General features: G+C 63.9%; 14 protein-coding genes. 6 read left to right on the top strand and 8 right to left on the bottom strand.

What is annotated here, in order from left to right; all coding sequences use genetic code 11:
- Nucleotides 1–114 precede the first annotated feature (114 nt).
- The gene (locus tag C8J40_RS08110; RefSeq protein ID WP_132896564.1) at nucleotides 115–1230 is read right to left on the bottom strand and encodes a helix-turn-helix transcriptional regulator; all 1116 of its coding nucleotides are present in this window, start codon (nucleotides 1228–1230) and stop codon (nucleotides 115–117) included.
- A 261-nt stretch (nucleotides 1231–1491) separates the two neighbouring features.
- On the opposite strand from C8J40_RS08110, the gene C8J40_RS08105 reads away from it, so the two are divergent.
- A complete protein-coding gene (locus C8J40_RS08105) occupies nucleotides 1492–3108 on the top strand; it encodes a M28 family peptidase (RefSeq protein ID WP_132896563.1) in 1617 nt (538 codons plus the stop codon).
- A 618-nt stretch (nucleotides 3109–3726) separates the two neighbouring features.
- Nucleotides 3727–6201 carry a PAS domain-containing protein gene (locus tag C8J40_RS08100; protein ID WP_132896667.1) on the top strand — a complete coding sequence of 825 codons (2475 nt, stop codon included), beginning with the start codon at nucleotides 3727–3729 and terminating at the stop codon, nucleotides 6199–6201.
- 204 nt (nucleotides 6202–6405) lie between these two features.
- On the opposite strand, the gene C8J40_RS08095 is transcribed toward C8J40_RS08100, so the two are convergent.
- Nucleotides 6406–7518: an alkene reductase gene (locus C8J40_RS08095; protein ID WP_132896562.1), complete on the bottom strand. Its 1113-nt coding sequence runs from the start codon at nucleotides 7516–7518 to the stop codon at nucleotides 6406–6408.
- 346 nt (nucleotides 7519–7864) lie between these two features.
- Between C8J40_RS08095 and C8J40_RS08090 the strand changes: the two genes are divergently transcribed.
- Together C8J40_RS08090 and C8J40_RS08085 are read left to right on the top strand one after the other, a co-directional pair.
- Nucleotides 7865–8437: a TetR/AcrR family transcriptional regulator gene (locus C8J40_RS08090; RefSeq protein WP_132896561.1), complete on the top strand. Its 573-nt coding sequence runs from the start codon at nucleotides 7865–7867 to the stop codon at nucleotides 8435–8437.
- A gap of 83 nt (nucleotides 8438–8520) precedes the next feature.
- The gene (locus C8J40_RS08085; protein WP_132896560.1) at nucleotides 8521–11001 is read left to right on the top strand and encodes a PAS domain S-box protein; all 2481 of its coding nucleotides are present in this window, start codon (nucleotides 8521–8523) and stop codon (nucleotides 10999–11001) included.
- A 325-nt stretch (nucleotides 11002–11326) separates the two neighbouring features.
- On the opposite strand, the gene C8J40_RS08080 is transcribed toward C8J40_RS08085, so the two are convergent.
- The 5 genes from C8J40_RS08080 to C8J40_RS08060 all read right to left on the bottom strand — a co-directional run bounded on the left by C8J40_RS08080 (nucleotide 11327) and on the right by C8J40_RS08060 (nucleotide 15046).
- Nucleotides 11327–12235 (bottom strand): LysR family transcriptional regulator, encoded by a 909-nt coding sequence (locus tag C8J40_RS08080; protein ID WP_132896559.1) that lies wholly within the window; start codon nucleotides 12233–12235, stop codon nucleotides 11327–11329.
- A gap of 23 nt (nucleotides 12236–12258) precedes the next feature.
- Nucleotides 12259–12663, bottom strand: coding sequence for a cupin domain-containing protein (locus C8J40_RS08075; RefSeq protein ID WP_132736742.1), 405 nt, complete (start codon nucleotides 12661–12663; stop codon nucleotides 12259–12261).
- 25 nt (nucleotides 12664–12688) lie between these two features.
- Nucleotides 12689–13006, bottom strand: coding sequence for a twin-arginine translocation signal domain-containing protein (locus tag C8J40_RS08070; RefSeq protein ID WP_132896558.1), 318 nt, complete (start codon nucleotides 13004–13006; stop codon nucleotides 12689–12691).
- Between the two features lie 145 nt (nucleotides 13007–13151).
- Nucleotides 13152–14372 carry an MFS transporter gene (locus tag C8J40_RS08065; RefSeq protein WP_132896557.1) on the bottom strand — a complete coding sequence of 407 codons (1221 nt, stop codon included), beginning with the start codon at nucleotides 14370–14372 and terminating at the stop codon, nucleotides 13152–13154.
- Between the two features lie 488 nt (nucleotides 14373–14860).
- Complete coding sequence (locus C8J40_RS08060) at nucleotides 14861–15046, bottom strand: hypothetical protein (protein WP_132896556.1); 186 nt, start codon at nucleotides 15044–15046, stop codon at nucleotides 14861–14863.
- A gap of 18 nt (nucleotides 15047–15064) precedes the next feature.
- Here C8J40_RS08060 and C8J40_RS08055 point away from each other — a divergent pair, with 18 nt between their 5' ends.
- Entirely contained in the window at nucleotides 15065–15916 is an 852-nt protein-coding gene (locus tag C8J40_RS08055) for an alkaline phosphatase D family protein (protein ID WP_132896555.1), read from the top strand.
- Between the two features lie 161 nt (nucleotides 15917–16077).
- Here C8J40_RS08055 and C8J40_RS08050 read toward each other — a convergent pair whose 3' ends face one another.
- The gene (locus C8J40_RS08050; RefSeq protein ID WP_132896554.1) at nucleotides 16078–16914 is read right to left on the bottom strand and encodes a helix-turn-helix transcriptional regulator; all 837 of its coding nucleotides are present in this window, start codon (nucleotides 16912–16914) and stop codon (nucleotides 16078–16080) included.
- Between the two features lie 96 nt (nucleotides 16915–17010).
- Here C8J40_RS08050 and C8J40_RS08045 point away from each other — a divergent pair, with 96 nt between their 5' ends.
- Entirely contained in the window at nucleotides 17011–17913 is a 903-nt protein-coding gene (locus tag C8J40_RS08045; protein ID WP_132896553.1) for an SDR family oxidoreductase, read from the top strand.
- The last annotated feature ends 222 nt before the right edge of the window (nucleotides 17914–18135 follow it).

Genomic DNA, 18135 nt, shown 5'->3' with positions numbered 1-18135 from the left:
TCTGACTCAGGCGATTGAGCGAGGTCACGGGGCAGTTGTAAGACGTGACCTCGCTCCCGCGGTGTGAACATTTGCGTCATGGAGGCAGCTCTCCGGTCCGCCACTTTTGCAGGATCAGGGAAGCGGTGTGCTCGGCGGAGCGATGAACCCTCCGGCCATTCGTCCGTTCGCATCGAGGAAAGCAGACATCAATACTCCACCGTTGGCGAAAACCAGATTGTAGACGTCGTCCCCCATTCTGCCCTTCCCCCGATACGTGATCGACTTCAACTCGCCCATGGATTTGAACATGGGTTGTGACATCGGCATATCACTGCGCACCAGATCGCCGAATTTCGGGGCAAGCTTGTCATAGTCCGGGGAGCCGCTCGCCAGACCAGCGACAAGGCGCCTTACTGCAGCTTCAGTGCCAGGGGATGGCGCCGCCGAGGAAGGAATGCGGTTGCCTGGTTGCAGTATGCCGCCCGCCATTCTGCCCTCGGCATCGAGCGTGGCCGACATCAGGACCTCACCGTTGGTGAAGACAAGGTTGTAGATGTCATCGTTCTTCATGCCGCGTGAGCGAAACGTCATAGATTTGAGCTCGCCGAGGGCCTTGAACATGGGGTGGGTCATGGGCAGGTCGCGGCGAACGACCTCAGCGAACCCAGGCGAAAGTTTTTCGTAATTAGGTGAGCCGCTCGCGAGACCGGCGACAAGCTGCCGCAGCACAGCTTCGGTGCCTGGTATTGGCGCTGCGGTCGCTGACGTTGCCGGCGCCGCATTGGCGACGGCGGGTGGAAATGCCTGTTGGCCGCCAGGGCCAGAGGCCTGGAGCCAGACGATGAGGGCGGCTGCCGCGACTAAGATCATAAGGATCGCTCCTGAAATCACGTAGGTGGAGGGGCGCTGCTCACCCCGCGTGATCGGCGGGTGCGGAATGGCGGCGGGAACCTCCTCAACGATCGTGCCGGTTCCGGAAAGGCCGGACGCTTGGGGTACCAAGCGGTTGGACTCGTCGGCTGCTGCCACCAGCTTTGCCGCCTCAAGCGAGGACGACACGCCCAGCTTGGCTCGCGCCATCTTAAGGCGCTTTTCGACAGCGTGAGGAGAGACGCCCAGATCCAGCGCCATCTCCTTGGCCGTCTGATGATCCAGACAACGCTTCAAGCACTCCCGCTCACCTGTCGTCAGGCGCAGGATCGCGGCCCGCATGCTGTCGTCGATCTTGTCTGTCTTCATGCCGGCCATGGTAACGCCTAGGGAGAAAGTACCAACCATGGCGTCTGGTACCGCTCTAGTACTCTGACTGGGTACCAGCCCGTTCCGGCGGCATTCCGCGCTTGCCGATACACAACCGCGATACGTCGAGGCCGGTGGTACCGAGTTTGGTTTAGTCCATAATTGCATACCTTGCGAAGTTCATGTGCCGAACGAGCGGCGTGGTGATGCAGTCCGATCGATTGTCGTATCGCGCTTGTGTCAATGCCGGTTCGCGGTCATCCTGTTGTAATGAAACGCTTGCTTCCCCTCGTCCTCCTCCTCACCGCGGCGACCGATCCGGCACCACCGATTCTGTCCGCCGCTCGGATCAAGGCCGATGTCCGCACGCTCAGCGCCGATGATTTCCATGGCCGTGGACCGACGCAGGTCGGCGAAGCGGTAACCCTCGCGTTCCTTGATGCTCGGTTCAAGCAGCTTGGTCTGAAGCCGGGCGGCGATGAGGGATATCGTCAGACGGTACCGATGCTCCGCTGGACTCGCGATCGTGCCAATTTCACGCTTGATCTGGGGGGCGCCAAGCGGGCGCTTACACCCGGCACCGACGTCGCGGCGAGTTCCCGGATCGTCGGTACCGCCGGGTTGGACCACGCAGCCATCGTCTTCGTTGGCTATGGCGTTGTCGAACCGCGCCTCGGCTATGATCCGTATCGCGGCGTGGATGTGCGCGGTAAGGTGGTCGTGGCGCTCGCGGGCGATCCGGATGTCGAGGCGGGGCGCGATCTCGGCTTCGGCGGCCGGGCCTCATCCCCCGCGGTACGCACAAAGCTTGCTGAGGCGCAGAAACGCGGTGCTGCCGCGTTCTTCCAGATCCACGACACGTTCCCGTCGAGTTACCCATGGCTTCAACTTGCAAAGGGCGATGCCGTCCCGGGATATGCGCTCGACACCGGCAGCGTGCCGGCTGCATTCGGTTTGCGCGGAACCCTGCGCAATGACATCGGCATCGCGCTGCTCAAACAGGGTGGTCTCGACTATGCCGCCGCAAAGCTCGCCGCGCAGAAGGCCGACTTTGGGGCAGTCGAACTCAAAGGCGCGTATCTCACCGCGTCGACGACTGTCTCTCTTGACCGTGTCGTCAGCCACAACATCGTCGGTATCCTGCCCGGCACGGATCCAGCCGCCGGCAGTGTGCTCTACGGCGCGCACTGGGATGCGTATGGCGAGAACGCGTTCGATCCGCCCGCGGACCGCATCCGCAATGGCGCAATCGACAATGGTACTGGGACCGCGACGCTGTTGGAGATCGCCCGCACCTTCGTGAGTGCGAAGCGACCCCGGCGCTCGGTAGTGTTCGCCCTGTGGACGGCAGAAGAGAAGGGGCTGCTCGGCGCAAGCTGGTATGCCGAACACCCTGCGCTGCCGCTCGCAATCACGGCGGCGCAGTTCAATCTCGATCCGCATGTCGTCTTGGGCCGGACGCATGATCTCGAACTGATCGGTGTCGGTAGGACGCCGCTGGAAACCGACCTAGCGCGCGTCGCTGCTGCGCAAGGGCTCAAGATCGTGCCCGAGGAAAACACCGAGGCAGGCTGGTACTACCGGTCTGATCACTACGCCTTGGCACAGAAGGGCGTGCCCGGCGTGTATTTCCGTGCGGGCCGCGATCTCGTCAATGGTGGTCTCGTTGCCGGCGAGCGGGAGCGAGCGCGCTACAACGCGGCATGCTATCATCAGACTTGCGACGAATTCGATCCCCGCTGGGACATGACGGGGGCCGCGCAGGAGGGCAGCGTTGCCTATGAGCTCGGTCGCGAGATCGCCACGGGACGTAGTTGGCCTAGCTGGTCCGCGGCCGAGCCGTTTGCAGCGGAAAGAGCAAAGTCGCAGGCAGCCCGACAGCCTTGATTAAATGGGACTTCTTGCAGCCACGTTTGCCTGCGCCGTATAATCGGCAGGGGGAAGCGCGGAAAGTCGCGTTTAATTCCGGTACTAGGTATTGCCAGTCTATGCTCGGGCCGAGAAGCACCTCTAAGGGCTGGTTCGACGCCAGCATCGACAGCAAGCCATGATTTACATTTTTGCGTCACCGAGCAGGACTGATCGGCTCGGTGGCCAGTTCCCACTCGTTGACGAACCGGTCAGGAGATGGGCATCATCCTTACCCATGCGCCTCGCGTGCTGTCCTTCAGCCCGACGCCATAACCGTTTCACGGTCTCTAATCGGCCACGCGCAAACCCATGCGACGGGCGCCGTGCAGCGCGGACATCATATGCGCTCGTTGAAGTAGGTAGTGTCTATCCGATGCCGCTTCAGGATCGATTGGAACCCGCTCCGCATGCGCGTAGCGTGCTTGTCGGTGACGGATCCTACCCAGGCGGTCAGGACGAGCATCAGACAGGCAAGGAAGGGCAACAGCCTACGCATCGGTCAGCGGTTGAACACTAAATTTGTGTCCTCGAGTCACCATCACGGATATGCCAACGCGTGTAGTGTACTGAACCGGGATGGCTGGCGTGAGTGAGATGGATGTGCGCGGTGCCCAGCGGCTTGCCGCACTGGCCTGCTATGAGGTTCTGGATACACCGCGCGAGCCCTCGTTCGACGAGCTCGCCGAGCTGGCCGCAAAGCTCTGCGACACGCCCATCGCGGTCGTGAACCTGATCGGTGACGAGCGTCAGTTCTTCAAGGCGGAGACCGGTCTCGGCGTACGCGAGACGCCCTATGACAGCTCGTTCTGCGCGAAGGCGATTCTGGAGGATGAGTTCCTGCTGGTGCCGGACACCACGCAGGATAGTCGCTTCGATCGCAATCCTCTGGTCGTCGGTGAGCCGCATATCCGGTTCTACGCGGGCGCCGTTCTGAAAACGGCGGAAGGCGTACCGATCGGCACGTTATGCGTGCTCGACTACCGCCCGCGAGATTTGACCGCGCTTCAACTGGAGACGCTACGCGTTCTGTCGCGTCAGGTCATGGCGCAACTGGACCTGCGGAGAGCCGATCGCGAGCGCGAACGGCAATATGCGGCGGCGCAGGAGAGCGAGGCGCGCTACCGGACATTGTTCGAATCCATCGAATCCGGCTTCTGCCTGGCCGAGGTCGTGCAGCATAATTCGGCGGGATTGGTCGACTACCGCATCACCGATGCAAACCCGGCATTCTATCGACAAACCGGGTTCCCCGAAGCCATTCGCGGACATTGGTTGCGCCAAGCCGTCCCCGATCTCGAGGAGCATTGGTACGAGACATACGGACGCGTCGCGCGCACCGGCGATCCAATCCGTTTCGAGCAAGGCTCGGACGTTCTAGGCCGATGGTTCGACGTCTACGCGTTCCGGGTCGGCAGCGCCGATGATGGGCGCATCGCGATCCTGTTCAACGACATTTCCGCCCGTCGTCGCGCCGAGGACGCGCTGCGAAGCCTGAACGAGCGGCTGGAGCAGGAGGTGGCCAGCCGGACGGCGCAGCTCCAGCTATCGCAGGACATCATTGAGGCCAGCGTCGATCCGATCTGCGCGTTCGACACCGACTATCGGCTCATTGCGTTCAACCAGGCGCACAGCGACGATTTCTACCGGATCTACGGCCATCGCGTTCAGATTGGAGAGGTTTTTCCCAACCTGTTTTCAGACGATCAGGCGCCGATCATACGCCGTTTCATGGCGCGCGCCCTGGCCGGTGAAAGCTATACGGTAAGCCAGGAATTCGGGGATCCCGATCTCGCCAAGTCCTGCTGGGAGGTCTCCTATTCACCACTGCGTGACCCAGCGGGGACTGTGATAGGCGCGTTTCACTACGCCCGGGACATATCGGTCAGGCTTCGCGCGGACGCCGAACTCGCCGAGACTCAGGAGGCGCTGCGCCAAGCCCAGAAGATGGAGGCGGTAGGGCAGCTGACCGGCGGGCTGGCGCACGACTTCAACAACCTGCTGACCGGGATGATGGGCAACCTCGAGCTGTTGCAGTTGCGTGTCGCGCGCGGGCGGCACGACGACCTCGACCGGTTCGTCAATGCGGCACAGGGGGCAGGGCGACGGGCCGCGTCGCTGACGCAGCGGCTGCTTGCCTTCTCGCGCAGGCAGACGCTCGATCCGAAGCCGACCGATGTGAACAAGCTGATCTTCGGCCTCGAGGAAATGCTCCAGCGTACGGTTGGCGCGACGACCGATATCGAGATCGTCGGCGCAGTCGGGCTATGGACCGCCGAGATCGACGCGGGCCAGCTCGAGAATGCGATCCTGAACCTGTGCATCAACGGTCGCGACGCGATGCCCGACGGTGGTAAGCTCACGATCGAGACCGCCAACAAGTGGATCGACGATCGCACCAGCCGCGAACGTGATCTGCCGCCGGGCCAGTATATCTCGCTGTGCGTGACCGATACCGGCACCGGCATGAGCGCGGAGACGATCGAGCGCGCATTCGAGCCCTTCTTTACCACCAAGCCGATCGGTCAGGGCACCGGACTCGGCCTTTCGATGATCTACGGTTTCGCGCGGCAGTCCGGCGGCCAGGTACGCATCTACTCGGAGATCGGCGAGGGCACGACGGTGTGCATATACCTGCCGCGGCATCACGGTGATGCGCTGCTCGACATCGACACCCAGACCAGCGCGCTGGTCGATGGTGGAAACGGGCAGACGATATTGGTCGTCGACGACGAGGCGACCATTAGGCACCTGATCGACGAGGTCCTGGACGATCTTGGTTACACCGTCATCGGCGCGGGCGACGGTGCGGCTGGCATCAAGGTGCTGCAGTCCGGGGCGAGGATCGACCTGCTGATTACCGATGTCGGGTTGCCCAACGGCATGAACGGCCGCCAGGTTGCCGACGAAGCGCGACGGCTGAGGCCGGGATTGCAGGTGTTGTTCATCACCGGGTTTGCCGAGAATGCGGCCGTGGGGAACGGCCATCTGGAACCAGGTATGGAACTTCTGACGAAGCCGTTCACGCTGGAGGCGCTGTCGTCGAAGGTCGCCGCGATGTTGGCGAGATAGGGCGACTAGTGCTGACCGGCTGACTGTCTTTGGTTGGGGGCAGTGCTACCAGACCAAATCAGCGTACGGCATCTTCCGGAAAGTACGGATCAAAATCGGGCTCAATGTCGCAGGTCGCGCAAGGTGTCGACCGAGGGGACGAGAGCAGGGTAATTGCCGCCTGTCCTCGTCCCAGGGTCACATCATGCGCTTTGTCGCGCCGTGTTACGCAAGCTCAATCTTCCCGTTCATGCCGGGCCAGTCTGAGTAGCCGACGGAGCCGCCGCCATACCAATAATCCTTCGGCGCTTCGGCCAGCGGGGCGCCCGTGCGCAGCCGCTCGACGAGATCGGGGTTGGCAAGGAAGGGCCGGCCGAAACTGAACAGATCGGCGTTGCCATCCGCCAGCGTTTGCTTAGCAAGATCGAGCGTATACTGATTGTTGGCGATGTAGGCGCCGGAGAAGCGCTTGCGCAGCTCCTGGAAGTCGACACCTTCCGGCTTGTCGCGCGTCTGCTGGGTCACGCCTTCGATGTCGTGGATATAGAGCAGCCCGATCTCGGACAGCGCGTCGACGAATGTGTCGAACGTACGGCCGACCTGGCTATCGAGCGGGGTCTTGCCAGGCTCGGTCGTCGCCGGCGAGATGCGGATGCCGACCCGATTGGCGCCCCAGACCTCGACCACGGCACGGACCACGTCGAGCGGAAAACGCAGGCGGTTCTCGATCGAGCCGCCATAGTCGTCGGTGCGCTGGTTGGTGCTGTCGCGGATGAATTGCTCGAGCAGATAGTTGTTCGCGGCGTGGACTTCGACTCCATCGAAGCCGGCGGCCTTTGCCTGTTCGGCGGCATGCCGATAGTCCTCGACGATCGCGGGAATCTCGTCCGTTTCGAGCGCACGCGGCGTGACGAAATCCTTCAGGCCGTCATTGGTGAAGGCTTGCCCTTCCGGCGCGATCGCGGACGGCGCCACCGGAAGCGCACCGCCGTGCAGATCGGGGTGCGAGATGCGGCCCGTGTGCCACAACTGAAGGAAGATCTTGCCACCACGCCGGTGGACCGCCGCGACGATCGGCTTCCACGCTGCGACCTGCGCGTCGGACCAGATGCCGGGCGTCAGCGCGTAGCCACGCGCCTGCGCGGAGATGTTCGTCGCTTCGGTGATAATGAGGCCGGCATCCGCGCGCTGCGCATAATAATCGGCGGCGAAGGTGGGCGGTTTGCCCTCCTCGTTCGAGCGGCTGCGCGTGAGCGGCGCCATGACGATACGGTTTTGCAGGTGCAGGTCACCGATCGTGACGGGTTGCAGGACGGGGCTGGCAAGCTGATCGGACATGGCGGTATCTTCCGTAGAATCAGGGAGAATTCGGGCGGGGCGAGGGTGTAACGCGCGAGCTGCTACTTGATCCCGACGCGACGCCGAGACGGTCGAAGTTTCGGGCAGCGTGCAGGTTAGCGACGGTTGTTGAGTTCCGGCACACCGCTGCTTCGGTTGGCGTAGGCGGCGAGGACCGTCAGGCGGCGTTGTAAGCGCTGCCAGAACGCGTCGGCATGCACATCCCGTTCTTCAAGCGGCGCTGCATGTGCGGACCTCTACCAAGTGATCGCTAACTGGCTAAATATGGGCTTGCGTCCAACGCGTCAAGGTCTATCTACCACTTGGTTGGTTTGCAGGATGGGTAATGCGATTGGCGACGTCGAACTCCCGGGAAGCCGTGCTCGCCGCGGCAAGGCGCAGCGCGATGGCGCGCGGCTATAACGGCCTGAATTTTCGCGACATCGCAGCCGAGGTCGGGATCAAGGCGCCGAGCATCTATCATCATTTCGCGACCAAGGCCGATCTCGGCGCGGCGGTCGCGCGGCGCTATTGGGAGGACACCGTCGCGCAGCTAGCGGCGATTTCGGACGAGACGCCAGATCCGCTCGAGGCGCTGCACCGCTATCCGGAAATCTTCCGAAAATCGCTATCGAACGACAACCGCATCTGTCTGTCGAGTTTCATGGCGGCGGAATATGACGATCTTCCGGACCCGGTGAAAACTGAAGTCCAGGGCTTTGCCGACGTCAACGTCGCCTGGCTGAGCAAGCTCCTCGTCGACGCCAGGATCGTCGGGTCGGCCGAGAGCGAGACCAGGGCGCGGGCCATCTACGCGGCCGTCGCAGGGGCGCAGCTCTTCGCGAGGGGCCGTTCGGATATCGCGCTGTTCGACACGATGATCGACAGCTACCGGTCGGCCGGACTCCTGCCGGCTTGATAGCGCAATCGCCGCGGGGTTAGTCTGTAACGACCGACCCCCGACAATCGACAGATATCCGTAAGTGCGTGGCCCCGATTTCGATGACCAGAGAAGACCTTGAAGCGGAAAATGCGCGGTTGCGCGCACAGGTGGCGACGCTGGAGAGCAGCCGGAACGCGCTTGTCGCCAGCGCGGCGCGGCAGCGCGCGATCTTCGACAGTTCGACCGACTTCGCGATGGTCATCACCGACCCGAACGGGATCATCACCGATTGGAACCCCGGCGCAGAGCATGTGATGGGCTGGGCTGCCGACGAGATGATCGGCGACAATGCCGAACGGTTCTTCCTGCCCGAAGACGTCGCGAACGGGCGTGTCGACCACGAAATGACCCGAGCGCTGGAGGACGGCCGCGCGTCGGACGAGCGTTGGCATGTGCGCAAGACCGGCGAACGCTTCTGGGCCTCGGGCGAGATGATGCCGCTTCATGATGGCGGCAACGTGCATCTGGGCTTCGTCAAGATCCTGCGCGACCGCACTGACGAGCATGTCGCCGGCGTCGCGCTCAAACAGGCCAAGGAGCGTTTCCAGACCATTCTGGAGACCGTCGATTCCGCGTTCGCGATCATACAGCTGAAGTTCGACGCCGATGATCGGCCGGTCGACTATCGTTTTATCGAAGCGAACCCCGCCTTCGCGCGTCAGTCAGGGGCCGACCTGCGCGGCAAATGGGTGACGGAGCACGCACCCGACCTCGAACGGTTCTGGTTCGAGACGTACGGGCGCGTCGCCAGAACGCGCGAGCCGGCCAATTTCGAAAGCTATGCCGAGGGCTTTGCGCGCTGGTTCGACGTGCGCGCCGTCCCGGTCGGCGATCCTGACGAGCTTCAGGTCGCGATCCTGTTCAACGACGTCACCGAACGTCGTGAGGCGGAAGATCGGCTCCGTGCCAGCGAAGCGCTGGCACGCGAGAATGTCGAGCGCGTGCAACTCGCGCTGGCCGCCGGTGCGATCGTCGGGACATGGCATTGGGACCTGCCCAGCGATCAGTTCACGATCGACGAGGCGTTCGCGCGCGCCTTCGGTCTGGACCCGGCGCTGGGCAGGAGTGGCATTCCGCTCGCCCAGATCGTGGCGACCGTCCATCCCGACGACCAGGAAGGACTGGCCGAGGCGATCAACGAGGTGATCGCCCGTGGCGGGGCCTATGCGCACCAGTACCGGGTTCGCCGCGTCGACGGGAATTATTACTGGATCGAGGCGAACGGGCGTGTCGATCACGCGCCGGACGGCACGCCGTCGAGCTTCCCCGGAGTCCTGATCGACGTGCAGGAGCGGCGTGCCGTCGCAGCCCAACGCGACAGCGCGATCGCGGCGCTGCGCGCGCTTAACGAAAACCTCGAGCAGCGCGTTGCCGAGCGCACCGGCGAGCTGATGAAGGCCAAGGATGCGCTGCGCCAGTCGCAGAAGGTAGAGGCGATCGGTCAGCTCACCGGCGGCGTCGCGCACGACTTCAACAATCTGCTGACGGTGATCCGCGGCTCGGTCGACCTGCTTCGTCGTCCCGGTGTGTCCGACGACCGGCGGCAACGCTATATCGATGCGATCTCCGATACGGCGGATCGCGCCACGAAGCTGACCGGGCAGTTGCTTGCCTTCGCTCGGCGTCAATCATTGACGCCCGAAGTGTTCGATGCCGCTGCCAGCGTCCGCACGATCAGCGACATGGTCCGGACGCTGACCGGATCGCGCATCAAGGTGTCGGTCCGGCTGCCGTCCGAGCCTTGCCATATCGACGCGGATCGCAGCCAGTTCGATACCGCGATCGTCAACATGGCGGTCAATGCGCGCGACGCCATGAAAGGCGAGGGCGACCTGACCATCACGGTGGCGGAGGCGTCCCGGATGCCCGCCATTCGCACGCATCCGGCGGTATCCGGCGCGTTCGTCGCGGTCTCCCTCACCGACAGCGGGCCGGGCATCCCGACGGACAGGATCGACCAGATCTTCGAACCGTTCTTCACCACCAAGGGCGTGGGCGAGGGGACCGGCCTCGGCCTCAGCCAGGTGTTCGGCTTCACCAAGCAATCGGGTGGCGACATTTTCGTCGAAAGCACGGAAGGGGAAGGCGCCACCTTCACCATGTACCTGCCGCGCGTGGAGGGTCTCGGCGACGTCGCGGTCGAAGCGGGCGATACATCGCTACAGCTAGGCGAGGGCGCGTGCATTCTGGTGGTCGAAGACAATGCAGAGGTCGGGATGTTCGCGACGCAGGCGTTGGCGGAGCTGGGCTACAACACCGTCTTGGCGATGAACGGGGCCAAGGCGCTGGCGGAACTGGCGACCGGCGTCGAACGGTTCGACGTCGTGTTTTCGGACGTGATGATGCCCGGCATGTCGGGCGTGGAACTCGGCCAGGAAATCGCCCGCCTATATCCCACGCTGCCGGTCATGCTCACCAGCGGTTACAGCGAAGTGCTTGCGCAGAGCGGGACGCACGGCTTCGAGTTGCTGCACAAACCTTACTCGATCGATGCGCTGTCGAGGGCGATCCAGAAGGTTGCGCGGTACCGGCGACGATAGGCGGGCGCCATTGGGTTTGGATCCGCCAGGCCCCCTCGGTCACCGTCACCCCGAACCAGTCCGGGGTGATGGAGCGCTTTTGCATGCTACCGCCAACTACGATCGTCGGACGCTATCGCAAGACGTGCTCGACGCGTGCTCCAGCGCATAGCTCTAGTACGTTGAGTGAGCGCTGTTGGGTACATCGGCGGAGGTAAAGCTGCTGCTTCCATTTATGGTTGGCGCCGATGCCGGTAAACGAGCGGCTTAGATTGCAAAGCCGGATCGGTAGGCGATTGACCGGACCAGAACACCGCTTCGCTACATGTTTCGGGTCTCCTTCCCACTACAGTCCCAAGGGATGCAGTTCGCGGATGAGTTCGATCAGCAAGCGGAGGCCGGCAGGTACCTGTCTGCGGCTCGAATAATAGACGTGGTACCCGTGGCCCGTCGTCGCCCAATCGCGCAGGACGATGCGCAGTTCGCCGCGCGCGCAATAGGGTTCGAACAGCGGTTCGGGGCCGTACATCAGCCCGGCGCCACCGAGTGCTAGCCCGAGCATCGCGCGGCCTTCGTTGACGTAGATCTTGCTGGGTACGCTGACTGCGAACTCGCCATCGGGGCCTTCGAAATCCCACCGGTAGATGCGGTCGTCGCCTAGCCGGATGCCGAGACAGCGGTGTTGTTGGAGGTCGTCGGGATGCTGCAGCTCGCCGAACCGGTCGAGATAGGCGGGCGATCCCGCGACCACCCAGCGGATATCGGCCGAGATGCGCTGTGCCACCATGTCCTCGGGCACGGTGCCGCCGTGCCGGATCCCCGCGTCGAAGCCGCCGCCGACGATATCGACCATGCGGTCGGTGGCGACGATATCCAGGTCGATGTCCGGATAGCGATCGGTGAATTCGGGCAGGACCTGGCTGAGCAGAAGCGTCGCTGCATCGACGACCACGTTCAGCCGGATGCGACCGGTCGGTGCGTCGCGGTAACGGTTGAGATCCTCGACTGCCTGGTCGATCGCCGCGAAGGGCTGCGTGATCGCATCGCGCAGTTCCTCGCCCGCCGCCGTTAGCGTCACGCTGCGGTTGGTCCGGTTGAGCAACCGCACGCCGAGCCGACCCTCGAGCCCCTTCAGCGCATGGCTCAGCGCCGACGCGCTGACGCCGAGCTCCAACCCGGCGACGCGGAAGCTGCGGTGCTTCGCGATCGCCAGGAAGTAGCTGAAGTCGGCGAAATCGGATCGGCTCGTGACCATGTCCTGTTATGTATCCCAGAGCCCTACGCGGCCGAACCTAGGTACTGTGCATCGGTCACCGGCTCCAGCCAGTCGACCGGGCTGCCGTCCAACGCTTCCTGGATGGCGATATGCGTCATCGCGGTGGTCGACGTCGCGCCGTGCCAGTGCTTGTGGCCGGGCGGACACCAGATCACGTCGCCGGCGCGGATCTCGACGATCGCCTCGCCCTCGCACTGGGTCCAGCCGCAGCCGGCCGTGACGATCAGCGTCTGGCCGAGCGGATGCGTGTGCCAGTTGGTCCGTGCGCCGGGCTCGAACGTCACCGCCGCACAGCTGTGACGCGCAGGCTCCTTCGCGGTGTTGAGCGGATCGATGCGGACCGTGCCGGTAAACCAGTCGGCAGGGCCCTTTTGCGACGGCTGCGATCCTGCGCGTTTCAATTCCATGGTCGTACTCCTTTGAGGCTGAGTGTCAGACGAGGTCGGGCAATTCTGCGAAATGCTTGTCGAGCGTCACCGGATAGTCGCGCACGCGAACTCCGGTGGCGTTGTAGACCGCGTTGGTGCCGGTGAGGTGGAGATGCTCGCGGAGTGCATCGAGCAAGGTGGTGCGGGGGTCGAGCGACAGCGTCTCGCGCTTGCCGTTCACCGCGAAACTGACGGGCATCATTGGCGCAGCCTTGGTCTGGGGAGGGGCGGCGGGGGCAGGCGTCGCCGCGACGACGGCCGTCGCGGCGCTACCGGCGAGCAGCCCGCGGCGCGATACTTCGAGTTCGGGGGCGTCCGACATGAAACTCAATTTCCTTCCCGACCGGCTTGCGCCGCGCCACAAAGATTGCAGGCTTTGGCCCAAGACAGGGTATGTTCACTGGATACCAACGCAGCGCCGCGGCTTTCGTGTCGGTGGCGTGGCTCAACGGAGCGGTGAGAATTGCTCATTGATCGACAGCAGTGGTGCGGTCATGTCGTGCGACGGCTAGCGCTGCAATTGCCGCCACGCCGAGCAACGCGGCACTGCTGAGAAACTCGGGCACGGCACCGGCGGTATCGTACACCACGCCGCCAACGGTGGCGCCGAGCGTGATCGCCAACTGGACCACCGCTACCATCAAGCCACCCCCCGCTTCGGCGTCTTCGGGCAGGGTCCGGGCGAGCCAGGTCCACCATCCGACGGGCGCCGCGGTCCCCGCAAAGCCCCATATCGCGAGCAATGCAGCCGTCGCGATCGTCGATCCGCCGAACAGCGCGAGACCGACCGCGACCGCCGCCATCGCCGCGGGCAGTACCCAGAGCGCCAGGAACAGGCGCTTGACGATGACCCGACCGATCACGACGGTCCCGACGAACCCGGAGGCGCCGACGATCAGCAGCATGACCGAGAGCATGACGACGCCGACGTGCGTGACCTGTTCGAGGAACGGGCGGAGATACGTGAACAGCGCGAACTGGCCGACGAACAGCATTGCAACCGCGAACAGCCCGAGCAGCACGGCGCGACTTCGCAGCAACCCGATCGTCGCGCGTGCCGACTGATGCTCCGCGACGGGGAGCCTGGGCAACGCGATCGCCTGCCAAGCGAGTGCCCCGACCGCTACCGGCACCACGCAGAAGAACGCGCCACGCCAACCGATCAGGCTGCCGAGGAAGCTGCCGAGCGGGGCGGCAAGCGCGGTCGCGAGCGCAGTGCCGCCGCTCATGATCGCCAGCGCCTTACCGACCGATTCCTCGGGCACCAGCCGGATCGCGATCGCCGCCGACATCGACCAGAACCCGCCGATCGCGACACCGAGCAGCGCACGCCCCGTCATGAACACGGGATAGCTCGGCGCCAACGCGACCATCGCACCCGACACGATCAGCATGGCTATCAGCGCGAGCACGACGCGACGGCGGTCGATCCGCCCGAGCAGCACCGAGAAGGACAGGCTCGTGACGACCGCGAACACACCGGAGATCGCGATCGCCTGACCGGCCTGCCCCTCGGTCAGGCGCAGCGTCTCCGCGATCGGGCTGAGCAGGCTGACCGGCAGGAATTCGGATGCGACGAGCACAAAGCTGCATAGCGCCATCGCATACACGGCGCCCCAGCGTGCCGGCCTGGCACTGCCTTGCGTCGCATCGAAGCGAGTCGCTGGAGTAGCAACGAGGGTGGCCATGTCGGCGCGTCCTTCCGGCGGATGGGGAGTGCCCGGACGATGTACGCGCAGGCTCATATGTTCTCTCGAGCGCGGTCGGCGACGACCGGCTGTACGGCGAGGTCGCAAAATAGTCCGTCTGGTAGGCTCGAACAATTCGCCGCGTCGTTGATGAAGCGATGAGCTGTACTCATCATTGCGACATCGATCGGTCGCAGACGTTGTCGGACAAGCCCCGCGGGACTCAACCTCCGGTCAAGCGTGATTGCCTTGGCGAAAATATCGCCCTTGATTTCGGGGCTCGTTCGCCACCGGCGCCCCCAGCTGCTCGCGTTCGTCCCCACCGGGGGCGGTTCAGCGAAAATTATGACCGGTCGGGCGAGTGGGAGGTCGCCGAAAAATGCCGGCTTTCGCAAGATCGTCCGCATCGGCGTGGCGGTGGCGGTGGTGGAAGCGGCGCTGGCGCACTCGGTCCATGCCGATGGCGACGGACTGCGGCCGCGTCGTCCCTATTGGTGCCGTTTCCTCGTTGCCGGCGCCGGCGCGAGCCCGATCGACACCGCACGGACCGCGCCGGCGGGTGGGGCATCGCTCGACCGGTTGCGGCTCGCGATGCTGGGCTGCCAGGATTTCGAGACGGGCTTCTTCACCGCCTTTGCGCACGTCCCCGCGAGCCCGATCTCTAGGCGGCGCATGCCGCGGTCGCCTCCATCATGTCGTTCGACGATAATTGGGCGGGCGAGTTCGACAAGGATGGCAACCCGCCCGAGATCTTCGCGCACCGTAAGGCGGCGGCGCTGCAGGCCTGGTACGAGCATGTGCCCGTCCGTCGCGCACAGCGGCCCGGGACGAACGGCACGCACGCCTATCGCCGGCTCGATTACGGCACGCTCGCGCGGATGCACGTTCTCGACACACGCTCGTTCCGCAGCGATCGGCTCTGCGAGCGCCCCGGACTGCCGCGCGCGCAGCTCGACGCGTGCGTTCCCGTCGATCGGCCGGAGCGGACGATGCTGGGGGCGGCACAGGAACGCTGGCTCGACCAGGGACTCGCCAACGATGCCCACTGGAACTTCGTCGCGCAACAAGTGCTGTTCATGCCTTATGACGCGCGCAAGGACGGCGACACTACGCCGATCGTCGGCAAGGACAATTGGAACGGCTATCCGCTGTCTCGCCAGCGGCTCGTCGACGGCATCGCGCGGCGGGGCCTGACCAATGTCGTGATCGGTAGCGGCAATCTTCACCAGAACGTCATCGGATCGGTGCCCCGGACCGCCGAAGACGTCGGCGGCCCCGCGATCGCCACCGAGTTTCTGGCGGCCTCAATCTCCTCGGGCGGCACCGGCGGGCTGCACTATCCAGGCGAAAACCGCACGCTGGACAACAACCCGAACGTAAAGCTGCTCAACAATCAGCGCGGCTATCAGCTCTTCACCGTGACGCCGGATCGCTGGCTCGCCGAAGTGAAGGTGATGGACCAGGTCGATCGGCCCGGCGGATCGATCTCGACGCTGGCGACATTCGCGGTAGATCCCAAACAGCCGGGCCCGCAATCAGCCTGACGGTCTAATGCGTACAATGATGAATAAGTGCCTGATGTTTGGTTTCACCTCCACGGGCGCAACGGTTTTTCTGGCAAGTGACGGTCGAGACTATGACGCCATCCGGCACCATCACTTCCGCAGGAGTCTGATCGTCAAGTCGACAATTAGCTTTCGTCCAGTCACTCTTGCCTGACGTCTAGTAGCCCGCGTAGCCGTTCTGCATCTTCGGGCGACGCTGGGTTGTAGATGATCATCCCGAGTTCCGGTCGCCCTTCGACCGCGAACGAGGAAAACTCCATTGCCAGCAGCCCCGCGTCAGGATGATGGATACGTTTCACCCCCTCGGTATGAGCGGACACGTTGTTGTCCTCCCATAACGTCGCGAACTCGGGGCTTAGGCGAGACAGTTCGGCGATCAGCGTGGTGGCTGCCGCACTGTTGTTGGCGCCCGCCCGCGCGACGTCGGCGCGAAAGGCACCCACGACATACCGGGCGATGTCGTCCCAATCCTCGTTCCGGGCGCGGATATGGTCGCTGCCGAATATCAGGCGAAGGATATTGCGTCCTTCGCGCGGAAGCTTGGCGTAGTCGGTGAGCAACAGCGCAGCCGCCCGGTTCCAGCCAACGACGTCCCACATCGCCGTCTTGATGATCGCCGGGCTCAGCAACATCCCGTCCAATACCCGCTGAAGCCGGGGACTGATGCCGTCGACCGGTTGGTAGCGGGCCTCGGGGAGACGGCCCAGACCTAGCATGTAAATGTGCTCGCGTTCGGGCTCGGTCAGCATCAACCCCTTGGCGATGCGATCGAGCACGTCCGCCGAAGGCGCACCACCACGACCTTGTTCCAACCATGTGTACCAAGTCGGGCTGATGTTCGCGCGGCTTGCCACCTCTTCGCGACGCAACCCCGGGGTACGCCGCCGGCCGCTGTCAAACCCGAATGCCACGGGATCGAGACGTGCTCTACGATCGCGAAGATAGGTTCCGAGTTGATTGGCTGCTTCGCCGGCCATGATCGATCCTATTAAAACCTATACCACGATAAAGGCACTACTTTAATACCTTTGGATGTGCCGCGATACGTCGCTTTCGCAAGAAGGAGATTTTACATGCGCGTATTCCTCACCGGGGCGACCGGCTTCATCGGCTCGTACGTCATTCCAGTGCTGCTTGATCGCGGGCATCAGGTACTTGGCCTGACCCGTTCCGACGCCGGTGCTCGTCGACTCGAGGACGCCGGTGTCGCAGTGCATCGTGGCGACTTGGAACAGCCCGAGACGCTGGCGAGCGGCGCCGCAGCGGCCGACGCGGTGATCCACTGCGCGTTCGATCACAATTTTGCGACTTTTTTCCAGAATACCAAGAAGGACGAACGCAACATCGCGGCGATGGGCGCGGCGTTGGAAGGGACGCAGAAGACGATCTTGATCACCTCGGGCGTCGGGATCGGCACACCGATCAATGGAGGTCCTGCAACCGAAGACGTGCTGAACCCGCGGCATGCCAATCCCCGGATCGCCACCGAGCTTGCCGGCGCGGCGCTGATCGCCCGACGCATCGACGTGCGCACCATTCGGTTGCCGCAGGTACATGACACCATGAAGGCCGGGCTGATCACGCCGCTGGTCGCCGAGGCGCGCCGTGCTGGGGCCGTGGCGTACGTCGGCGAGGGGCGGACCCGTTGGTCGGCGGCGCACGTCAGCGATGTGGCGAAGCTCTACGTTCTCGCATTGGAAAGGGGCGAGCCAGGTGCCCGATATATTGCGTCGGTGGAGGAGGGCGTCACTGCGCGCGCGATCGCCGAGGCGATCGGACAAGGAACCGGACTGCCGGTTCGCGCAATCGAGGCCGACGAGGTAGAGCGCTATTTCGGCTGGATGGCACCGTTCGCAGCGCTCGATATGACCGCGTCGAACGCCTGGACGCGGGCGCGGCTGGGGTGGGAGCCGACTGGGCCCGACCTGCTTACCGACCTAGCCGCGATGGACTATTCGGCGCCCTCCGAAGCCTGACCGACTGTCGTTGCTCGCTGGCTGACCAGGACGTCGTGCCGACGGGCAGCGACTCGTGCTGCTGCTTCAGGAGAGGCCAAACCGATGCCTGCCTGTCAAATACAGGTCATCGATGCACGCTACCGGTATAGGAGTTGGTACAACACGATCAGCCCGCATAACCCACTGTGCAATAATTGGGAGGCGGGCATTTCGAAGTCCATGACTGGCCGCGGTACACAG

Source organism: Sphingomonas sp. PP-CC-3A-396, from assembly GCF_004343105.1.
In the GTDB taxonomy this organism is placed as follows: domain Bacteria; phylum Pseudomonadota; class Alphaproteobacteria; order Sphingomonadales; family Sphingomonadaceae; genus Sphingomonas.
Note: the sequence above shows the minus strand (reverse complement) of the source record. Positions and strands in the feature narration are given on the sequence as shown.